Source organism: Clostridioides sp. ZZV15-6597 (assembly GCF_020657815.1).
In the GTDB taxonomy this organism is placed as follows: Bacteria; Bacillota; Clostridia; order Peptostreptococcales; family Peptostreptococcaceae; genus Clostridioides.
In genome coordinates this window covers 31120-47818 of record NZ_JAGWCT010000003.1, presented here as the reverse complement: position 1 = coordinate 47818, position 16699 = coordinate 31120, and the positions used below count along the sequence as shown (strand labels likewise).

General features: G+C 30.5%; 19 protein-coding genes. 18 read left to right on the top strand and 1 reads right to left on the bottom strand.

Going from position 1 to position 16699, the window contains the following annotated elements:
* Positions 1-195 precede the first annotated feature (195 nt).
* Positions 196-1827, top strand: a complete 1632-nt coding sequence (locus tag KGF52_RS01515) for a sigma-54 interaction domain-containing protein (RefSeq protein WP_227829327.1) — start codon at positions 196-198, stop codon at positions 1825-1827.
* Positions 1828-1969: 142 nt separating this feature from the next.
* Here the strand turns inward: KGF52_RS01515 and fba are convergent, their stop codons facing one another.
* Positions 1970-2896 (bottom strand): class II fructose-1,6-bisphosphate aldolase, encoded by a 927-nt coding sequence (fba, locus tag KGF52_RS01510; RefSeq protein WP_227838899.1) that lies wholly within the window; start codon positions 2894-2896, stop codon positions 1970-1972.
* Between the two features lie 208 nt (positions 2897-3104).
* Here fba and KGF52_RS01505 point away from each other — a divergent pair, with 208 nt between their 5' ends.
* The 17 genes from KGF52_RS01505 to KGF52_RS01425 all read left to right on the top strand — a co-directional run bounded on the left by KGF52_RS01505 (position 3105) and on the right by KGF52_RS01425 (position 16634).
* On the top strand, positions 3105-3434 hold the full coding sequence (locus KGF52_RS01505; protein WP_227829329.1) for a DUF1904 domain-containing protein: 330 nt from the start codon (positions 3105-3107) through the stop codon (positions 3432-3434).
* Positions 3434-4156 (top strand): pseudouridine synthase, encoded by a 723-nt coding sequence (locus KGF52_RS01500; protein ID WP_227838898.1) that lies wholly within the window; start codon positions 3434-3436, stop codon positions 4154-4156. The genes KGF52_RS01505 and KGF52_RS01500 overlap by 1 nt, the downstream gene beginning before the upstream one ends.
* Before the next feature lie 32 nt (positions 4157-4188).
* Complete coding sequence (gene rlmD / locus KGF52_RS01495; RefSeq protein WP_227838897.1) at positions 4189-5544, top strand: 23S rRNA (uracil(1939)-C(5))-methyltransferase RlmD; 1356 nt, start codon at positions 4189-4191, stop codon at positions 5542-5544.
* Between the two features lie 506 nt (positions 5545-6050).
* Positions 6051-6188, top strand: coding sequence for a hypothetical protein (locus KGF52_RS01490; RefSeq protein ID WP_227838896.1), 138 nt, complete (start codon positions 6051-6053; stop codon positions 6186-6188).
* Between the two features lie 62 nt (positions 6189-6250).
* Positions 6251-6469: a hypothetical protein gene (locus KGF52_RS01485; RefSeq protein WP_227838895.1), complete on the top strand. Its 219-nt coding sequence runs from the start codon at positions 6251-6253 to the stop codon at positions 6467-6469.
* Positions 6470-6667: 198 nt separating this feature from the next.
* Positions 6668-6877 carry a hypothetical protein gene (locus KGF52_RS01480; RefSeq protein WP_227838894.1) on the top strand — a complete coding sequence of 70 codons (210 nt, stop codon included), beginning with the start codon at positions 6668-6670 and terminating at the stop codon, positions 6875-6877.
* Positions 6878-7313: 436 nt separating this feature from the next.
* Positions 7314-7601 carry a hypothetical protein gene (locus KGF52_RS01475; RefSeq protein ID WP_227829335.1) on the top strand — a complete coding sequence of 96 codons (288 nt, stop codon included), beginning with the start codon at positions 7314-7316 and terminating at the stop codon, positions 7599-7601.
* 303 nt (positions 7602-7904) lie between these two features.
* Complete coding sequence (locus tag KGF52_RS01470; protein ID WP_227838893.1) at positions 7905-8468, top strand: NAD(P)H-dependent oxidoreductase; 564 nt, start codon at positions 7905-7907, stop codon at positions 8466-8468.
* A 218-nt stretch (positions 8469-8686) separates the two neighbouring features.
* Positions 8687-10036, top strand: coding sequence for an MATE family efflux transporter (locus KGF52_RS01465; protein ID WP_227838892.1), 1350 nt, complete (start codon positions 8687-8689; stop codon positions 10034-10036).
* A gap of 418 nt (positions 10037-10454) precedes the next feature.
* Positions 10455-11150: a VanR-ABDEGLN family response regulator transcription factor gene (gene vanR / locus KGF52_RS01460; RefSeq protein WP_227838891.1), complete on the top strand. Its 696-nt coding sequence runs from the start codon at positions 10455-10457 to the stop codon at positions 11148-11150.
* A 35-nt stretch (positions 11151-11185) separates the two neighbouring features.
* Positions 11186-11701: a VanZ family protein gene (locus KGF52_RS01455; protein ID WP_227829339.1), complete on the top strand. Its 516-nt coding sequence runs from the start codon at positions 11186-11188 to the stop codon at positions 11699-11701.
* 28 nt (positions 11702-11729) lie between these two features.
* On the top strand, positions 11730-12788 hold the full coding sequence (locus KGF52_RS01450) for a sensor histidine kinase (RefSeq protein ID WP_227838890.1): 1059 nt from the start codon (positions 11730-11732) through the stop codon (positions 12786-12788).
* Between the two features lie 133 nt (positions 12789-12921).
* Complete coding sequence (locus KGF52_RS01445; RefSeq protein WP_227838889.1) at positions 12922-13809, top strand: ABC transporter ATP-binding protein; 888 nt, start codon at positions 12922-12924, stop codon at positions 13807-13809.
* Positions 13810-15057 carry an ABC transporter permease gene (locus KGF52_RS01440; RefSeq protein ID WP_413894800.1) on the top strand — a complete coding sequence of 416 codons (1248 nt, stop codon included), beginning with the start codon at positions 13810-13812 and terminating at the stop codon, positions 15055-15057.
* Positions 15058-15456: 399 nt separating this feature from the next.
* Positions 15457-15828 (top strand): DUF2089 domain-containing protein, encoded by a 372-nt coding sequence (locus KGF52_RS01435; RefSeq protein ID WP_227838888.1) that lies wholly within the window; start codon positions 15457-15459, stop codon positions 15826-15828.
* 101 nt (positions 15829-15929) lie between these two features.
* Positions 15930-16352: an SHOCT-like domain-containing protein gene (locus KGF52_RS01430; RefSeq protein ID WP_227838887.1), complete on the top strand. Its 423-nt coding sequence runs from the start codon at positions 15930-15932 to the stop codon at positions 16350-16352.
* An 18-nt stretch (positions 16353-16370) separates the two neighbouring features.
* Positions 16371-16634 (top strand): hypothetical protein, encoded by a 264-nt coding sequence (locus KGF52_RS01425; RefSeq protein WP_227838886.1) that lies wholly within the window; start codon positions 16371-16373, stop codon positions 16632-16634.
* The last annotated feature ends 65 nt before the right edge of the window (positions 16635-16699 follow it).

Here is a 16699-nt window from a genome sequence, read left to right as displayed (position 1 = left end):
TACAATTAAAAGCAAAATGAAATTTTTAACAAACTATGACCATTAAAATTATCTGTAAGTTGTATTTTAATGAAGGAAGATATTAAAAAAAGACAAATAAGGAGTTGGTTGTATGTGCTAATAGTATTTATTGTAAGCAAACAATAAATTTTGTATGTAGTTCAATAAATTACTTAATGAAAGGTGCGAATATTAATGGATAATAATTTGATAGGGCTTATAGAATATGTAGAAAATCCAGCTATTTTATGTAAAGAGTCAGGCGAAATAATATACTGTAATCATCTAATAGATAATATTTTTAGTTTTCTCGATATAAAAAGACCTAAAAATATAAATGAATTAGATTCAAATTTTGACAAAAAAGATATACTGGTGAATAATAAAAAGAAAATAGCTTTTAGAGAATTAAGAATGACTGCACATATTTATAATATGAAAGATAATGATAATGAAAATAACATAGTTTATTTATTTGAGAAGTCTGTAATATCTGACAAAGTAGTTGAGGATATAATAGAACATATAGATGAAGTTGTCGTTGTATTTAACAAAGATGGGGTAATTGAAAAGATGAATACTGTCAGTGATGAGATTTTACCTTTTAAAAGAACTGAAGTACTTGGTAGAAATATAACAGATCTTGTCAGACAGGGATTAGTTGAAGAACCAATAATATTAAATATGCTTAAGGTAAAGAAAAAGATTTATAGAAATATTGTTTATCCTGATGGAAAACTTATCGCTTATACAGCTGTTCCAAGATGGGACTCAAAAGGAAAACTTACAGGAGGAGTACTTACAGGAAGAGATATATCAAGGGTTATTAAACTTGAATCTCAGATAAGATATAGTGATGTATCAGAAGATACAGAGTATATAAGCAAAAGTAAGACTATGGACAATATAAAAAAAGTTGTCAAGAGAGCTGCAGCATCAGATTCTTCTATATTTATAAATGGAGAATCAGGTGTAGGAAAAGAAATTATAGCTAGGACAATATATAAGTATAGTTCAAGAAGGGAAAAGCCTTTTATAGCTATAAACTGTGGGGCTATACCAAATGAATTATTAGAATCAGAGTTTTTTGGATATGAAGAAGGTTCTTTTACTGGAGCTAAGAAAAAAGGTAAAAAAGGACTTTTTGAAGAAGCAAATGGTGGAACTATATTCTTGGATGAAATAGGCGAACTGCCAATGCAAATGCAAAAAAAATTACTTAGAGTTATACAAGAAAATACAATTACTAGAATTGGTGGAAGTAAACCTATAAAGATAGATGTTAGATATATAAGTGCCACTAATATTTCTCATGAGGACCTTAGAAACAACCTCAAATTTAGACAAGATTTGTACTATAGATTGAGTGTTATTCCAGTAAAGATACCACCACTTAGAGAAAGAAAAGAAGATATAGTTCCATTGGTTGAGTATTTCTTAAAACTTTATAATGATAAGTACAATAGAGAAGTAGAAGTTTCACCTAAGGTTATTGAGTTATTGGAAGAATACTCTTGGCCAGGAAATATAAGAGAGTTAAAAAATATTATTGAAAGATTTGTAGTATTATCAGCCAAAAACGTAATTGGAGAAGATGAATTTAATATGCTTATAAATCTGGATATGATTGATAACGAATCAGATGATTTATCACCAATAGTGGTAAATGGAATTATGAATCTGAATGATGCATATAAAATGGTAGACCAAATAATGATAAGTAAAGCTATAAATAAATATGGGTCAATAACAAAGGCAGCCGAAGTGATAGGAATATATCCTTCTACAATACATAGAAAGATAAAAAGTGGATATATTCGTGTTTAATAAATAAGTTAATAGAGTAATTTGAATAAATATAATATAATTTTAAATACATAACCTATATACAACTTAAAAGAGATGGCTTAAAAATAATTTTAATTATTCTAAGTCATCTCTTTTCTTTTATAAATATTTAAAAGTTATATTAGTTTATAGAGTTAGCAGAACCTAAAACATCATCTATTTTACTTTCAACTACAGCTTGTATAGCATCTCTACCAGCACCAATGTATTTTCTTGGGTCAAATTCTTTTGGATTTTCAGCTAAGAATTTTCTAACAGCAGCAGTCATAGCTAGTCTTAAGTCAGTATCCATGTTTATTTTACAAACAGCCATAGAAGATGCTTTTCTTAACATGTCTACAGGTACACCTTTAGCTCCAGCTATATTTCCACCAAATTCATTACATGTAGCAACAGCGTTTTGGTCAACAGCAGATGCACCATGAAGAACTATTGGGAAACCTGGTAATTTACTTTGGATTTCTTCTAGTATGTCGAATCTTAATTTAGCTTCTCCTTTGAATTTGAAAGCACCATGAGAAGTTCCTATAGCTATTGCTAATGAATCAACTCCTGTTCTTTCAACAAATTCAACTGCTTCAGCAGGTTGAGTATATTTATGAACATCAGAAGTAACATCATCTTCTGTTCCAGCTAAAACACCAAGTTCTGCTTCAACAACAACACCTTTAGAGTGTGCATATTCAACAGCTTCTTTAGTTATTTTAACATTTTCTTCAAAGTCAAAATGAGATCCATCTATCATAACTGAAGAGAAACCAGCATCAATACAAGTTTTAATAGCATCCATATTTGGACCATGATCTAAGTGAAGAGCTACATCTACACCTATTTCATCAGAAGCAGCTTTAACCATCTCAACTAAAGTATGAGGTCCAGCATATTTAACAGCTGACATAGAAGCTTGTATCATAACATAAGAATTTTTAGCTTTAGCAGCCTTTAAAACACCTTGTAATTGTTCTAAGTCACTTATGTTAAATGCACCTATAGCAAATCCACCTTCGTAAGCTTTTTTAAACATTTCTTTTGTAGTAATTAATGCCATTTTAAACTCCTCCTATTAACTTTTAAAATTTACCCATCACTTATATTATAACGTTAAATCAAAAAAAGTATATAGTAAATTGTAATAACTATAAATTACAAGTATAATGTTAAATAGAAGATAATAGGATTAGGTAGAATAATAAAGAATAGAAACGATTTAGGAAGAATTAAAATAAAGAAAGGTTTTAAAATAAAGGAGAGTCAATATGCCACAGATAAAGATAAGAGGAATTCATGAAAATGATATATGTAAAATAAGTGAAAAAATGATAGATGATTTAGTTGAAGCTGTAAAATGTCCAAGAGATTACTTTGAGATAGAATGTATAAAATCAGTTGCAATAAGAGATGGTAAAATAGTAGAAGTATATCCTTTTGTCGAGATAGCATGGTTTGATAGAGGACAAGAAGTACAAGACATAGTAGCAAGAATAATAACTGATAGCATAAGAAATAATTTAGATGTTGAAAGTATGGATTTAGCATTTACATTATTTGAAAAAGAAAAATATTATGAGAATGGAGAACATTTTTAATGGCTAAGAAGCAACGTATAGATAAAATTCTTTCAAACTTAGGTTATGGAAGCAGAAGTGAGATAAAGAAATATTGTAAGCAAGGGTCTGTAGTAGTAAATGGAAGTGAAGTTTCAAACCCAGGGACTCAAGTAGATACTGAAAATGATGAAATATTATTCAATGGAGAAGAAGTTGTCTATAGAGAATATATATATTTAATGATGAATAAACCAGATGGATATATATCAGCGACTACAGATAAATACGACTCAACAGTTTTAGATTTGATTGATGTATCATACTTAGCATTTGAACCATTTCCTGTTGGAAGATTAGACAAAGACACAGAAGGATTATTAGTTTTAACTAATGATGGGAAGCTTTCTCACAGAGTTTTATCGCCTAAGAAGCATGTGCCTAAGACTTATTATGCAAAAATTGATGGGATAGTGACTGAAAAAGATGTAGAAGCTTTTGCAGAAGGAGTGGTACTTGATGATGGGTACCAAACTATGGCATCTCAGTTAAAAATATTAAAGAGTGATGAGGAATCAGAGATAGAACTTACAATACACGAAGGTAAATTTCACCAAGTTAAAAGAATGTTTGAAAGCGTAGATAAAAAAGTAGTATACTTAAAAAGATTGTCTATAGGTAATTTAAAGTTGGATGAGAGTTTAGAGTTAGGCGAATATAGAGAGTTGACAGATGAAGAAGTAAAATTGATTGAAGAAAGATAATAAAGACACTATAGTAAATTGGAGGAGAATTTGTGAAGAAAAAGGATATTATAGAATTTGAAGTAGATAAAATGGAGTTTGGAGGTACATCTTTAAGCCAAGTTGGAGATAGAGTTATTCATATGAAGGGCGGGATAAGTGGTCAAAAGGTAAAAGCTGCTGTTAAAAAAGTTAGAAGCAAAAAAGCAGAAGTTAAGATGATGGAGTTGCTTGAACATTCACCACTTGAAACTGAAATACCTTGTAAGCACTTTAGAGAATGTGGAGGATGTACATTACTATCAGTGCCATATGAAAAGCAATTAGAAATAAAAGAAAAACAAGTTATGGATTTATTTTTAAAGCAAGACTTATTTGGATTTCAATTTTTAGGAATAGAAGGAAGTCCTGAAAACAAGTACTATAGAAATAAAATGGAGTATACTTTTGGAGATGAAGTAAAAAATGGACCTTTAACATTAGGACTTCATAAAAAAGGAAAGCATATAGATATACAAACTGTTGAAGAATGTATGTTGGTTGATGAAGACTTCTCAAAAGTATTAGTATCTAGTGTGGAATTTTTCAATGAAAAAAATCTTCCTTATTATAGAACAATGAATCACAAGGGATATTTAAGACATCTTGTAGTTAGAAAAGGGATTCATACTAATGAGATTATGGTTAATATAGTTACTTCTTCTCAAGAAGATTTTAATATGAATGAATTTAAGGACATGCTTTTAGGACTTAATTTAAAAGCTGAGTTGGTAGGTGTACTTCACACTATTAATGATGGTCTGGCGGATGCTGTTCAATGTGATGAGTTGAGAGTTTTATATGGAAGAGATTATATACAAGAGGAGATTTTAGGGCTTAAATTTAAGATTTCTCCATTCTCATTTTTCCAAACTAATACTAAGGGAGCTGAGGTTCTTTATAGTATTGCTAGAGATTTTATTGGAAATTACAATGATAAGATTGTATTTGATTTATATAGTGGGACTGGGTCTATTGGACAAGTTATGGCTGGTGCAGCTAAGAAGGTGTATGGTATTGAAATAGTTGAGGAAGCTGTTGTTGCAGCTAATGAGAATGCTAAGTTAAATGGGCTTACTAATTGTGAGTTTATTGCTGGAGATGTTGCTAAGGTTGTTAAGGATTTAAAGGATAAGCCTGATTTAATCATTGTTGACCCTCCTAGACCAGGGATTCACAAGGATGCTATTAGAGATATTTGTGGGTTTGGTGCAGAGGAGATTGTTTATATTTCTTGTAATCCTAAGTCTTTGGTTGTTGATTTGGTTGATTTTAAGAGTTATGGTTATGAGATTAAGTTGGTTAAGTGTATGGATATGTTCCCTAATACTCCGCATTGTGAGACTGTAGTTAAACTTATTAGAGAATAACAGGGTTTCAACTGTTTGTATCATGTTATAAAGTTGGATTTGCCACCAGTTTGCCACCGTAATTGTTTTTCGGTGGCAAAGTTTATGTCTTAAACTATGAAAATTAAAATCTATACCAAGTTCATAATTAGCAACTCTACTTAAATATTTTAAACTATTTATTGTTACACATTCACCCATTTTTTTTTATATACAAAGTTGGAGTTTATATATTGTTCACAGAATTTTAATTTTATTTATTTTTGTAACTTCTTATGTTTCTTTAAAAATTTTGTTAACACATTGCCAATATTTATTAAAAATAGGTATATGGAAAATAATGACATGAATTTGCTTTAATATTATTTTCTTATTTTTTAAAATTCTAAAGTTCTTCTAACACAGTTCACATTCAGTACACAAACTTTTGATAATATATAAGTAAGCTAAAGGTTATATAAATACTAAATGAATTTAAATATACATATTTGTATATAAAATATATGAGAACTTTAGGAGGAATAAGTATGAACATATCAAGAAGAGCTATGAAGATAATAGAAATAGCACAAAAGATTGCTAATAAAAAGGGTATAACTGTAGATGCAGCTTGGAATGATGCTGTTAGAGAATATAAAAAAAATACGAATATGCTGCATAGATAGTAAGAGGTTTAGGTTAATTTCTAACTTTTTTATAAAGAAAATAATTACTAGGAGGTATAAACATGAAATGTCCTAACTGCGGTAGTGAGAAAATTCAAAAAAATATTAAATGGGGAGGAAAAAGTGATACTGGCAATGTTGGATTAAGATACAATTTACTAGGGGCGGCAACAGTATATTCTGATTTATGTTTGGAGTGTGGTGAAATAGTTAGAACATACATAATGGAAGATACTGATAAGGATTGGCAGGTAAAAAGAATAAAGAACATAAAAAAATAGATTAACCCAAAAGGTCATCTTTGTAGATGGTCTTTTTTTATACAATAAATTAAAAAGGAGAATGATAAGATTAATGGTTTAAGAGAAAAGATAATAAAAGAATTAGATGAATTTATAGTTTTTAAATATGGTAAACATTTTGTAAACATTATTATGGTATTATTTAGAAAATAAGATAAAGAAAAGGAGATAATAATTATGAAAAAACAATTTATGGCTCTAGGATTATCAGGATTAATTGGTTTAAGCGGATTTGGATTACTTGCAAATAAATCATTTGCAGATACTTCTGTATCTGGAGATGTTTATAAAAAAGAAACAACTAAAGACACTCTAGAAAAAGGAAATACAATTTTGGATGATGGTGTTTATAAAAAAGAAACAACTAAAGATGTTGTAAAAGAATAATTTAGTTTTTTATATATAGTAAAAGAGTGGAAATTTATTCCGCTCTTTTTTCTTTATTAAATAAATCAAAAAAGCAACTCTAATATTTAGTTATGTTCAAAATAAAGCAAGATGGATATAAAAGAAATTTTTATTTTAGGTATAGTGCTGTATATTTCAATTTCATTTTTAGCAAATTGTATAATATATGCTATAAAGCAAATAAATTGGAAAATTCCAGCTTTGATATCACGTCTAGATTCAGTTTTTATTATGATGTAATTCATAACCCATTCATATGAGATACATCTAACATCCTCAACTAATAATTCTAGTAGATTATATCAATAGATGGAGTGAAGACTTTATAATAATTATAAAAATATGGAAAAATATGTTTAATATGATTTTAATAAGGTATAAATTTTTATAAATAGAATGATAAGGGGTGGATAAGATGTTAATATATGATAAGAGTTTTTATCCAAACAATGTTTATCCAGCGATAGATTTTCCTAAGATAAAAAGACAATTAAAATCAATATATAAGAATGATTTATCAGATTGTGGCAGTATATGTATAATAGAAAGAAAAGAATATTCTATGAGTATAAATAGTATAGGTGAGATAAATGTATATTATGACTTAGAATATGAAAATAATATACAAAGTATAGTTGATGAAGTTGAAAAGTTATTCAAATCTCAAGTTAAAAATTTTAGTATATCAAAACTCAAGAATTGATGATTAGGAAGGTAGCAACTAGAGAGATAGTTGTTACTTTTTTTTGTTCAATGATAGTAATTCCTTTTTGTTAAACATAAGATTAGTAGCACTATGATATGATTTTGTATATAAGTACCAATAGACTAACATGTAAGATACTAAGGTATTAGTATTGCAAGTATGTTTGCTGATTTATTATGTAAAATTTCAATTAGTAAGGTCTAGCACTGAAAGAAATCATAGAAAAAGAAGAATTGATATGATATACTACAATTGTGTCTTTATTGGAAATAGTGCTTATCAAAGATTGTAGGTGAAAAAATGAGTAAAATTTTATTTTTAAATGCTTGTGTGCGTCCAGAGTCACGTACATATATTTTAGCTCAACATGTGTTAGATAAAATGGATGGTATTATTGAGGAAGTGAAATTAGAAAGAGAGCAGATTATGCCTTTGAATTGGGAAACCTTACAAAAAAGAGATATATATTCTCAAAATCATGACTTTTCTGCACCAATGTTTAGATATGCTCATCAATTTGTGGATGCAGATGAAATAGTAATTGCTGCTCCTTATTGGGATTTGACATTTCCAGCATCTATCCGAATTTATTTTGAAGCTGTAACAGTTTGTGGCTTAAGTTTTAAATATGCCTCAGATGGAACAGCACAAGGTCTTTGTAAAGCTAAAAGAATCATATATGTAACCACTGCTGGAGGATTAATTTCAGAATATAATTTAGGATATGATTATATTAAAGCTCTAAGCCATATTTTCTATGGGATACCAGAAGTTATATGCTATAAAGCTGAAAATTTGGATATTAAGGGTGCAAATGTAAAAGCAATAATGGAGAATTCTATAAAGGAAATAGGCAAGCGATAACTTAAGTATATTGCACTGAGATATAGTTTTAAAGACACATTGTAACCATTATAAGGAGAGAGAGTCTATGTTTTTGACAAGTAATGTAAACTATAAAAAAAATATAATTCTTCCGTCAAAAAAGAGATTCAGACTATGTCCATGGCAAGGAAGATATCGATGGATAACTCTGCAAACTAATTTATAAATTAATCAAGTTTAAAGGAGAGTTATTTATTATGGAACAATTGAATATGTTAGAGGAAAAACCAGTATTACCATTATTGATGAGAATGGCAATTCCTCCAATGATTTCTAATCTAATTATGTCTATGTATAATATTGTAGACAGTATTTTCGTTGCTAAAATTGGGCAAGATGCAGTTACAGCAGTGTCGTTAGTATATCCAATTCAAAACATTATCTTATCAATAGCATTAGGATTAGGAATAAGTCTTGCTTCTTGTATATCACGTTACTTAGGAGCAAAACAAACATTAGTAGCTAATAAAATAGCAACACATGGTATCGTTTTTGTAGGGCTTCACTATATCATTTCTATTCTGTTAGGATTATTTCTAATAAATCCTTTTTTAAGCCAGTTCACATCAGATTCAACTATAACCCAATGGGGATATGATTATGCTTTTATTATTATTTTATTTTCTTTTTCTTTATTATTTGAGGTAGCTATTGAAAATATCTTTGTAGCAACTGGAAAAACTGCTTTACCAATGTTGACACAAGGACTAGGCGCAATTACCAATATTATATTAGACCCTATATTAATTTTTGGATTATGTGGTTTTCCTGCTATGGGAGTACGTGGAGCAGCTATCGCAACAGTTATAGGACAGATTGCAGGTATGCTTTTGGCAGTTTTTATATTAAAATATAAGATAAAAGAAGTACGTATAAATTTTCGAGGTTTTCGTATAAGTAGTTCCGCTTTAAAAGCCATTTATAGCGTTTCTATACCATCAACATTAATGTTGGCGGTGCCTTCCATTATGGTATCAATATTAAATGGTATTCTTGCTACAATTTCACAGACAGCTGTTGCAACATTCGGGATTTTTTTTAAACTTCAAACATTCGTATATATGCCATCATACGGGCTTATGCAAGCATTGAGACCAGTTGTTGGTTATAACTATGGCTCAAAAAAATGGTTTAGAGCTGAAAAAGCAATAAAAATTTCTATTGTAATTATAAGTTGTATAATGCTATTTGGAATGATTTTCTTTGAACTTATTCCAGAACAAATACTTACTTTATTTAATGCTGATGCTGAAATGAAATCTATAGGAATTACTGCATTACGTGTTATTTCTCCAGCTTTTATTATCTCTGCTATTTCAATTACAATGACTGCTGTTTTTGAAGCTGTTGGCAGAGGTGTAGATAGTTTGATTATTACTTTAATGCGTCAGTTATTGGTATTACCAGCTTTAGCATATATATTTGGAAATTCTATTGGTATTTTAGGGGTTTGGATTTCCATTCCAATTGCTGAAATTATAGCACTAGCTACATCAATACTTTTATTTTATAAATTTAAAAAACAAGCAATTACAAGCATTACATAAATTTTATATATTAAGAATTGAAGATTTTGATTTTAGAGTCAATGAAAATGATTTATTTTTCATTAGTTGTGTTTTATATTCATTTTTGAACATCATTATACTTTCTCTATCATTATCTTATATAGTCATAACTAAGCATTCTCTTGAGGGGGAGTGCTTTTTTCATTTATCCAAATAACATTCTTTACTTCATCAATTATTATTCAGCAAGATTGTTTGAAAATTGAATACCAGACACTATACATTCTAGTCGTATGTGGTTGCTACCAAAAGAAGCAGAAAAACCGAAAGATAGCCACAAAAAGTTATAAGGTTAAGAAATTCTTAATAATTTCTTATGCAGAAAATCATAAATAGTAAAGATTCTTTTGATATAATAATAAAATATCTTAGATATGCCGAAAGGAGGAAAACAGTTATGAATGATAAAATTCTTGTAGTAGATGATGAACATGATATAGCAGACTTAATAGAGGTCTATCTGCAAAATGAAGATTATATTGTATTTAAGTATTATTCAGCTAAGGAAGCCCTTACTTGTATAGAAAATACAGAGCTTGACCTTGCTATTTTAGATATTATGATGCCTGATGTAAATGGATTTGATATTTGTCGAAAAATACGTGAGAAGGACACTTTTCCAGTTATTATGTTAACTGCAAAAGATGAAGAAACTGACAAAATTACAGGATTAACTTTAGGAGCTGACGATTATGTCACAAAGCCTTTTCGTCCCCTTGAATTAATTGCTAGAGTAAAGGCTCAGCTGCGCAGATACAAAAAGTACAATCATATACAAGAAGAATCTGATACAAGTTCTGTTTTGTGTTATTCAGGTTTAGAAATTAATACTAAGACATATGAATGTCTACTTGAGGGAAATCCTATTTCACTTACACCAACAGAGTATTCTATACTTTGTATTTTGCTACAGAACAAAGGAAATGTTGTTAGTTCTGAGGAATTGTTCCATAAAATATGGCAAGATGAGTATTATAGCAAAAGTAACAATACAATCACCGTTCATATACGACATTTACGTGAAAAAATGGGTGACACTATTGAAAAACCTAAATATATCAAAACTATATGGGGAGTGGGTTATAAAATTTAACTAAAACTCAACATGATGAGAGGAAAAGTTACGCTATGAAGAAAAAAAATAAACATTTAAAAATAATTAGTTGTGTATTATTCATGCTTTATTTAGTCTTATTAGTATGGATTATATTGTTTAAACTACAATTCAGAATAAGCGATATAGGTTACACAAGGAGTATCAACTTGATTCCCTTTCATTACTCTACTTCTGTTGGAGAACAGTTTCACTTTAAGGAAGTAATAGATAATATTTTAATTTTTATTCCTTTCGGAGTTTTACTTTCTATGTTGTCATCAAGAATGAAACTGCAAAATAAAGTTCTTATTATTTTTGGAACCAGTTTTATCTTTGAAATGATTCAGTATATTCTTGCTATTGGAAGTACAGATATTACAGACCTAATCACCAATATGTTCGGTGGAATAATTGGTATTAGTCTATATGCATTACTGCTGAAAATACTAAAAGATAAGCAAAAAACAGATACAGTAATTTCAACCCTAGCTGGAATCGTTGCAGTTCTTTTTTTAGTGCTGATGACAGTTCTTCTGTTATCCAATTAATGAATGTATAAATATGGAGGTGATAGCAATGACGAATACTGGTATAGAAAAGAAATTACGTATGAAACTCTGTATAACCTTAATTATTTATACCTTAGTTGGGTATATTTTGGCAATATTATTTGACTATGGATTCAGTAGATTTTCAAATACATTTTTTACGTGGCTACATCTTAGAGTTGAAGTCATTTATTTTCTATATTTGATTATAGGTTTTTTCTGTATTTTTTATCATTACTGGAAAAAACCGTGGGAATATTTGCAGGAAGTCATGAATGCCACTAAAACAATATATCAACCAAATGACAGCACCATTGAATTATCTGAACCACTCAAAGATATGGAGAAGCAGATGAACCAAATAAAAATGGCTGTTCTGATTAGCCAGCAAGCTGTAAAAGAAGCTGAAAACAAAAAAAATGAATTAGTTGTGTATTTAGCTCATGATATTCGCACACCTCTTACCTCTGTAATAGGTTATTTAAGTCTACTGGATGAAGCACCTGACATACCAATAGAACAGAAGGCAAAATATATTGGAATTGCTTTGAAGAAATCTATACGTCTGGAAAAGCTCATTAATGAATTCTTTGAAATCACGAGGTACAATACACAGCAAATTCAACTAACAAAAACAAATGTAGATTTATACTATATGCTTGTACAACTCATTGATGAATTTTATCCTGTATTATCTGCTAAAGGAAATTCTGCTGTACTTAACGCAAATGAGAATCTGACGGTTTATGCTGATTCTGAAAAACTAGCTAGAGTGTTTAACAACATGCTCAAAAATGCTGTTACATACAGCTATCCTAATACAGAAATTCTGATTTACGCTCGAAGGGAACAGGATAAGATTAAAATTAAATTTGAAAACCAAGGGCACACTATTCCAACAGAACAATTATCTACAATTTTTGAAAAATTTAATCGTTTAGATGAGGCTCGTAAATCGGATAGTGGTGGTGCAGGTCTTGGGCTTTCTATTGCCAATGAAATTATTCTTTTGCATGGCGGAGAAATTTTGGCTCAAAGTGAAAATGATAGGATTACTTTTACTGTATTACTTCCAACTCAGTCTTAGGAAAAAATTAATTGGATATTAGGATTTTCTTAGGAATTTATCCTGTTAATATTAAAGTTTAAAACGTCCTTGTTCAGTAAAATAAAACTGAACAAGGACGTTTGTTTTTGTATTATAAAAAAGGAGAAAAGACATGGAATTGACAATTACAAATCTTAAAAAAAATTTTAAGGATAAAACCGCAGTTGATGATGTTTGTTTAAATCTTACACCTGGCGTGTGGGGGCTTCTTGGAGCTAATGGTGCTGGTAAGACTACGCTTATGAAAATGATTGCGGATATTCTAAAACCAACTAGTGGGAAAATTATTTTTGATGGTAAGGATATTCATTCGATGGGAGAAGAATACAGAAATCTATTCGGTTTCTTACCACAAGATTTTGGCTTCTTTCAAGATTTTACAGTAAAGGACTATTTGGAGTATGTGTCTGCATTAAAGGATGTTCCTGCTAGAGAAACAAGAAAAAAGATTGATAGCCTGCTACATACACTTACCTTGACTGATGTTAAAAATAAAAAAATTATCAAGTTATCTGGTGGAATGAAACGTCGAGTGGGAATTGCACAAGCAATGTTGAACGACCCTAAACTTCTAATAATGGATGAACCAACGGCTGGGCTTGACCCTGGAGAGAGGGTTCGTTTTCGCAACTTTATTTCAGAGTTCTCTCATGACAGGATTGTCCTTATTTCAACTCATATCGTATCTGATATTGAGTATATTGCCACTCAAAACGCCATTATGAAATCAGGAAGAATTCTTGATGTAGGGACAACCGATAAATTGGTCAAGCAAGTTACAGGTAAAGTTTGGAATTGTACCATACCTGCTGAAAAGATGCCTATGTATGAAATGCAGCTTCGTATTATTAACCAACGCAGTGAAGGTAATAATCAGGTATCAGTTCGTTATTTGGCAGATGAAGCCAAAACAAGTGATTCAGTAATGGCTCCACCCCGTTTGGAGGATTTATATTTATGGTTATTTCCACAAGAGGAAATCAGTGAGGAGGGAAAGTAAATGATGCGTATTTATCGTCTTGAAATAAAACGTGTGTTGAAATCACGTCGTTCTATCATTTTATTACTTATCGCATTATTCATGTCTGTGGTGATGGCTTGGCTTCCAGTCTTGTATGAGGATATCAATCAATATGATAAAAACGGCAACAAGGTAGCAGAGCTAAATGGGCTGGAAGCAATTGCTTATAAAAAATCACTTCGCTCTGAAAATAATGGAGAAGTTAATCCAGAAAAACTTAAAGAGGCTTTGAATAGCTATCAAAGTGCAGTTTCGGTGTATGGAGAAGACAGCCTTGATAGTGGTGAATTCCCTACAGATGTTTATATAAAAAAGGTATTCCCTATTCAATCTCTATTGGGAAGACTGCCAGAAGCCTATGCTAATTCAAAAACTGGTGAGGGAATAAGCTTAATGGATATTTCTCCTGATAAATTAGATGGCTTTTATGAGCAGACGACGCAACATCTGAAAGATGTCATGCAGATGGAGCAAAAGAAATATCCAACCGCACAGGAACATGCTATACAAAAATATGTAGAAGTAAATACGCCTTTTAAGCTTTACGCTGGATATTCAAGAGACGCATTTGATTATATTATTCTATTTATTTTTATTCTAGTCATTCTTTGTACTGCGGCTGTGACCCCTACGTTTTCTAATGAATACCAAACGGGTTCAGATAGCATTTTGCGCTGTACAAAACATGGACATTCTCGATTGGCAATTGCAAAGATTATGGCTGCACTTACTATTTTTACTGCAACATTCGCCATATGTATTTCAATTCATTTGATAATTTCAAATCTAGCATTTGGAACCGAGTGTATGAAAACATCCATGCAGATGCTATTTTCGGTTATCAGCTTGCCTGCACTCAATTTAGGGCAGCTTCAGATTACCTTGGCAATAGGAGGACTTATTTCTCTGCTGGCAACTGTCAGTTTCACACTGTTTTTATCAGCTAAATGCAAGGATTCACTTTCTGTTATCCTAATTGCTATTGTAACATGCTTACTTCCAATATTTACGTATTCGGCTGGAGCCAATTGGCTTACTTTTATCTTACCATCAGCAGGAGTAGGTATGCAAAATAGTTTATTGTACCAATTAATTAGCTTTAATTATCTGCATATTGGGCAGGCAAGCATTTGGGTACCGTATGTCATAGTAGCGGCAGCAATAATTGAAATTCCTATATTTCTTTTTCTTGCTATACGCGCTTATAACAAACATCAGGTTATATAAATCAACACTTTGTGAACAACTGTTCAATGGTTAAAAACCGTTGTTTGGTAATAGAAATGCTTGCTCTTAAACATAGGTGTTAGTAAAATGGCGGTTTTGAAGTAAAATCAAAGCCGCCATTTTCTAAAGAAGAATTGCGGAGGGTGTAATAAAGTCACCCATTTTTAGGATATGATGGTATTTATGTATTTTGATTATATTCTTTTATAAACAAAAAGGAATTTGAAATAAGGATACAGAAACTAGTATTTCGATAATCAATTTATAAGTATAAATTGATTAATATTTTAGTGGTATATTAATTATTTTAATATTAATATTAATTATTTTAATATATATATTGACTTTATTAATTTTTTGATTTATATTATAGATATTAGATGGAAAGAAGGTGATATGATGTATCAAGTTATCAGCCGCTGTCCTGTCTGTGGAAGAAAACTTAAAGTTGTCAAGCTACAATGTGAAAACTGTGATACAGTGATTGAAAATGATTTCTGCCTCAGTGCATTTGACTATCTATCTGTAGATGATTTATTCTTTGCAGAAACATTTTTAAAATGTCGTGGCAATATAAAAGAAGTGGAAAAAGAATTAAAGATTTCTTATCCAACTGTTCGTTCTAGGTTAGATGATATTATCCAAAAGCTAGATGGTAAACCTAATGTAACATCATCTTCTTATTCACATAAAAAGGAGATTTTAGATGCACTGGAAAAAGGAGAAATCTCTCCAGCAGAGGCATTAGAGCAAATGAAAGAAAATAAATGAAGCTCTATCTCTATCCCTGATAATAGCCAGAAGTAGTCACCAAAATACGAGGCTATTTCTGTTGGAATGGATGGCAAAAGAGCAGAAATGAGGAAAATAATATGGATGAAAAAATGAGAATTTTAACAATGGTAGAGGAGGGAAAGCTCTCTGCCAAAGAGGCAATTGATTTGATTGATGCATTAGAAGAAACTACACCTCAAGAGGAGTTTACGAATTATTCAGAAGACTTTGATAGTCAAGCTTTTACCAAACAAAGCAGTACTTCATATGAAAATAAGATGTTGAAGATTATTGTGGATACTCCAGAGGGTGATAAAGTAAATGTGCAACTTCCTGTAAAGATTATACGTCAAATATTGAAAATGACAGGCAAGTTGCCAATTAAGAATGAAGATTTGCAAGGTATAGACCTAGATGCTCTTACTACCTCTATTCTTGAATGTCTGGATAATGAAACACTTGGAAATATCGTAGAGGTTGATTCGGCTGATGGTACTACAGTTAAAGTTTTTATAAAATAATACTAGGAGAATAGATTTATGCGCATTATTGTCCGCTCAAAAGAAACAAATTTGTGGTTACCCATACCATTGTTTCTAGCAAATACTGCAGTCCTTTTGTTGCCAGAATCGGTTATTGCAGAGATTAAAAAATCACTCCCAGAGCCATATCAGGAAGTAATTACCAAAAAGTTTCTACAGGAACTCATTCGTGAGTGCCAGTCTGTTTTTAAACAGTATAAAGGGCTTGAGATTATTCATGTAGAAACTCAGGATGGAACTTTTGTATCCATTCGCTTATAAAGTAGCATTTATTTTGTATATTACTATTATTTAGAGAACTTACATTTATTTAGAGCACTCACATT

Coding starts and splice junctions, on each gene's coding strand:
- KGF52_RS01515 (WP_227829327.1), top strand. CDS start 196: ATGGATAATAATTTGATAGGGCTTATAGAATATGTAGAAAATCCAGCT.
- fba (WP_227838899.1), bottom strand. CDS start 2,896: ATGGCATTAATTACTACAAAAGAAATGTTTAAAAAAGCTTACGAAGGT.
- KGF52_RS01505 (WP_227829329.1), top strand. CDS start 3,105: ATGCCACAGATAAAGATAAGAGGAATTCATGAAAATGATATATGTAAA.
- KGF52_RS01500 (WP_227838898.1), top strand. CDS start 3,434: ATGGCTAAGAAGCAACGTATAGATAAAATTCTTTCAAACTTAGGTTAT.
- KGF52_RS01490 (WP_227838896.1), top strand. CDS start 6,051: ATGAACATATCAAGAAGAGCTATGAAGATAATAGAAATAGCACAAAAG.
- KGF52_RS01485 (WP_227838895.1), top strand. CDS start 6,251: ATGAAATGTCCTAACTGCGGTAGTGAGAAAATTCAAAAAAATATTAAA.
- KGF52_RS01480 (WP_227838894.1), top strand. CDS start 6,668: ATGAAAAAACAATTTATGGCTCTAGGATTATCAGGATTAATTGGTTTA.
- KGF52_RS01475 (WP_227829335.1), top strand. CDS start 7,314: ATGTTAATATATGATAAGAGTTTTTATCCAAACAATGTTTATCCAGCG.
- KGF52_RS01470 (WP_227838893.1), top strand. CDS start 7,905: ATGAGTAAAATTTTATTTTTAAATGCTTGTGTGCGTCCAGAGTCACGT.
- KGF52_RS01465 (WP_227838892.1), top strand. CDS start 8,687: ATGGAACAATTGAATATGTTAGAGGAAAAACCAGTATTACCATTATTG.
- vanR (WP_227838891.1), top strand. CDS start 10,455: ATGAATGATAAAATTCTTGTAGTAGATGATGAACATGATATAGCAGAC.
- KGF52_RS01455 (WP_227829339.1), top strand. CDS start 11,186: ATGAAGAAAAAAAATAAACATTTAAAAATAATTAGTTGTGTATTATTC.
- KGF52_RS01450 (WP_227838890.1), top strand. CDS start 11,730: ATGACGAATACTGGTATAGAAAAGAAATTACGTATGAAACTCTGTATA.
- KGF52_RS01445 (WP_227838889.1), top strand. CDS start 12,922: ATGGAATTGACAATTACAAATCTTAAAAAAAATTTTAAGGATAAAACC.
- KGF52_RS01440 (WP_413894800.1), top strand. CDS start 13,810: ATGATGCGTATTTATCGTCTTGAAATAAAACGTGTGTTGAAATCACGT.
- KGF52_RS01435 (WP_227838888.1), top strand. CDS start 15,457: ATGTATCAAGTTATCAGCCGCTGTCCTGTCTGTGGAAGAAAACTTAAA.
- KGF52_RS01430 (WP_227838887.1), top strand. CDS start 15,930: ATGGATGAAAAAATGAGAATTTTAACAATGGTAGAGGAGGGAAAGCTC.
- KGF52_RS01425 (WP_227838886.1), top strand. CDS start 16,371: ATGCGCATTATTGTCCGCTCAAAAGAAACAAATTTGTGGTTACCCATA.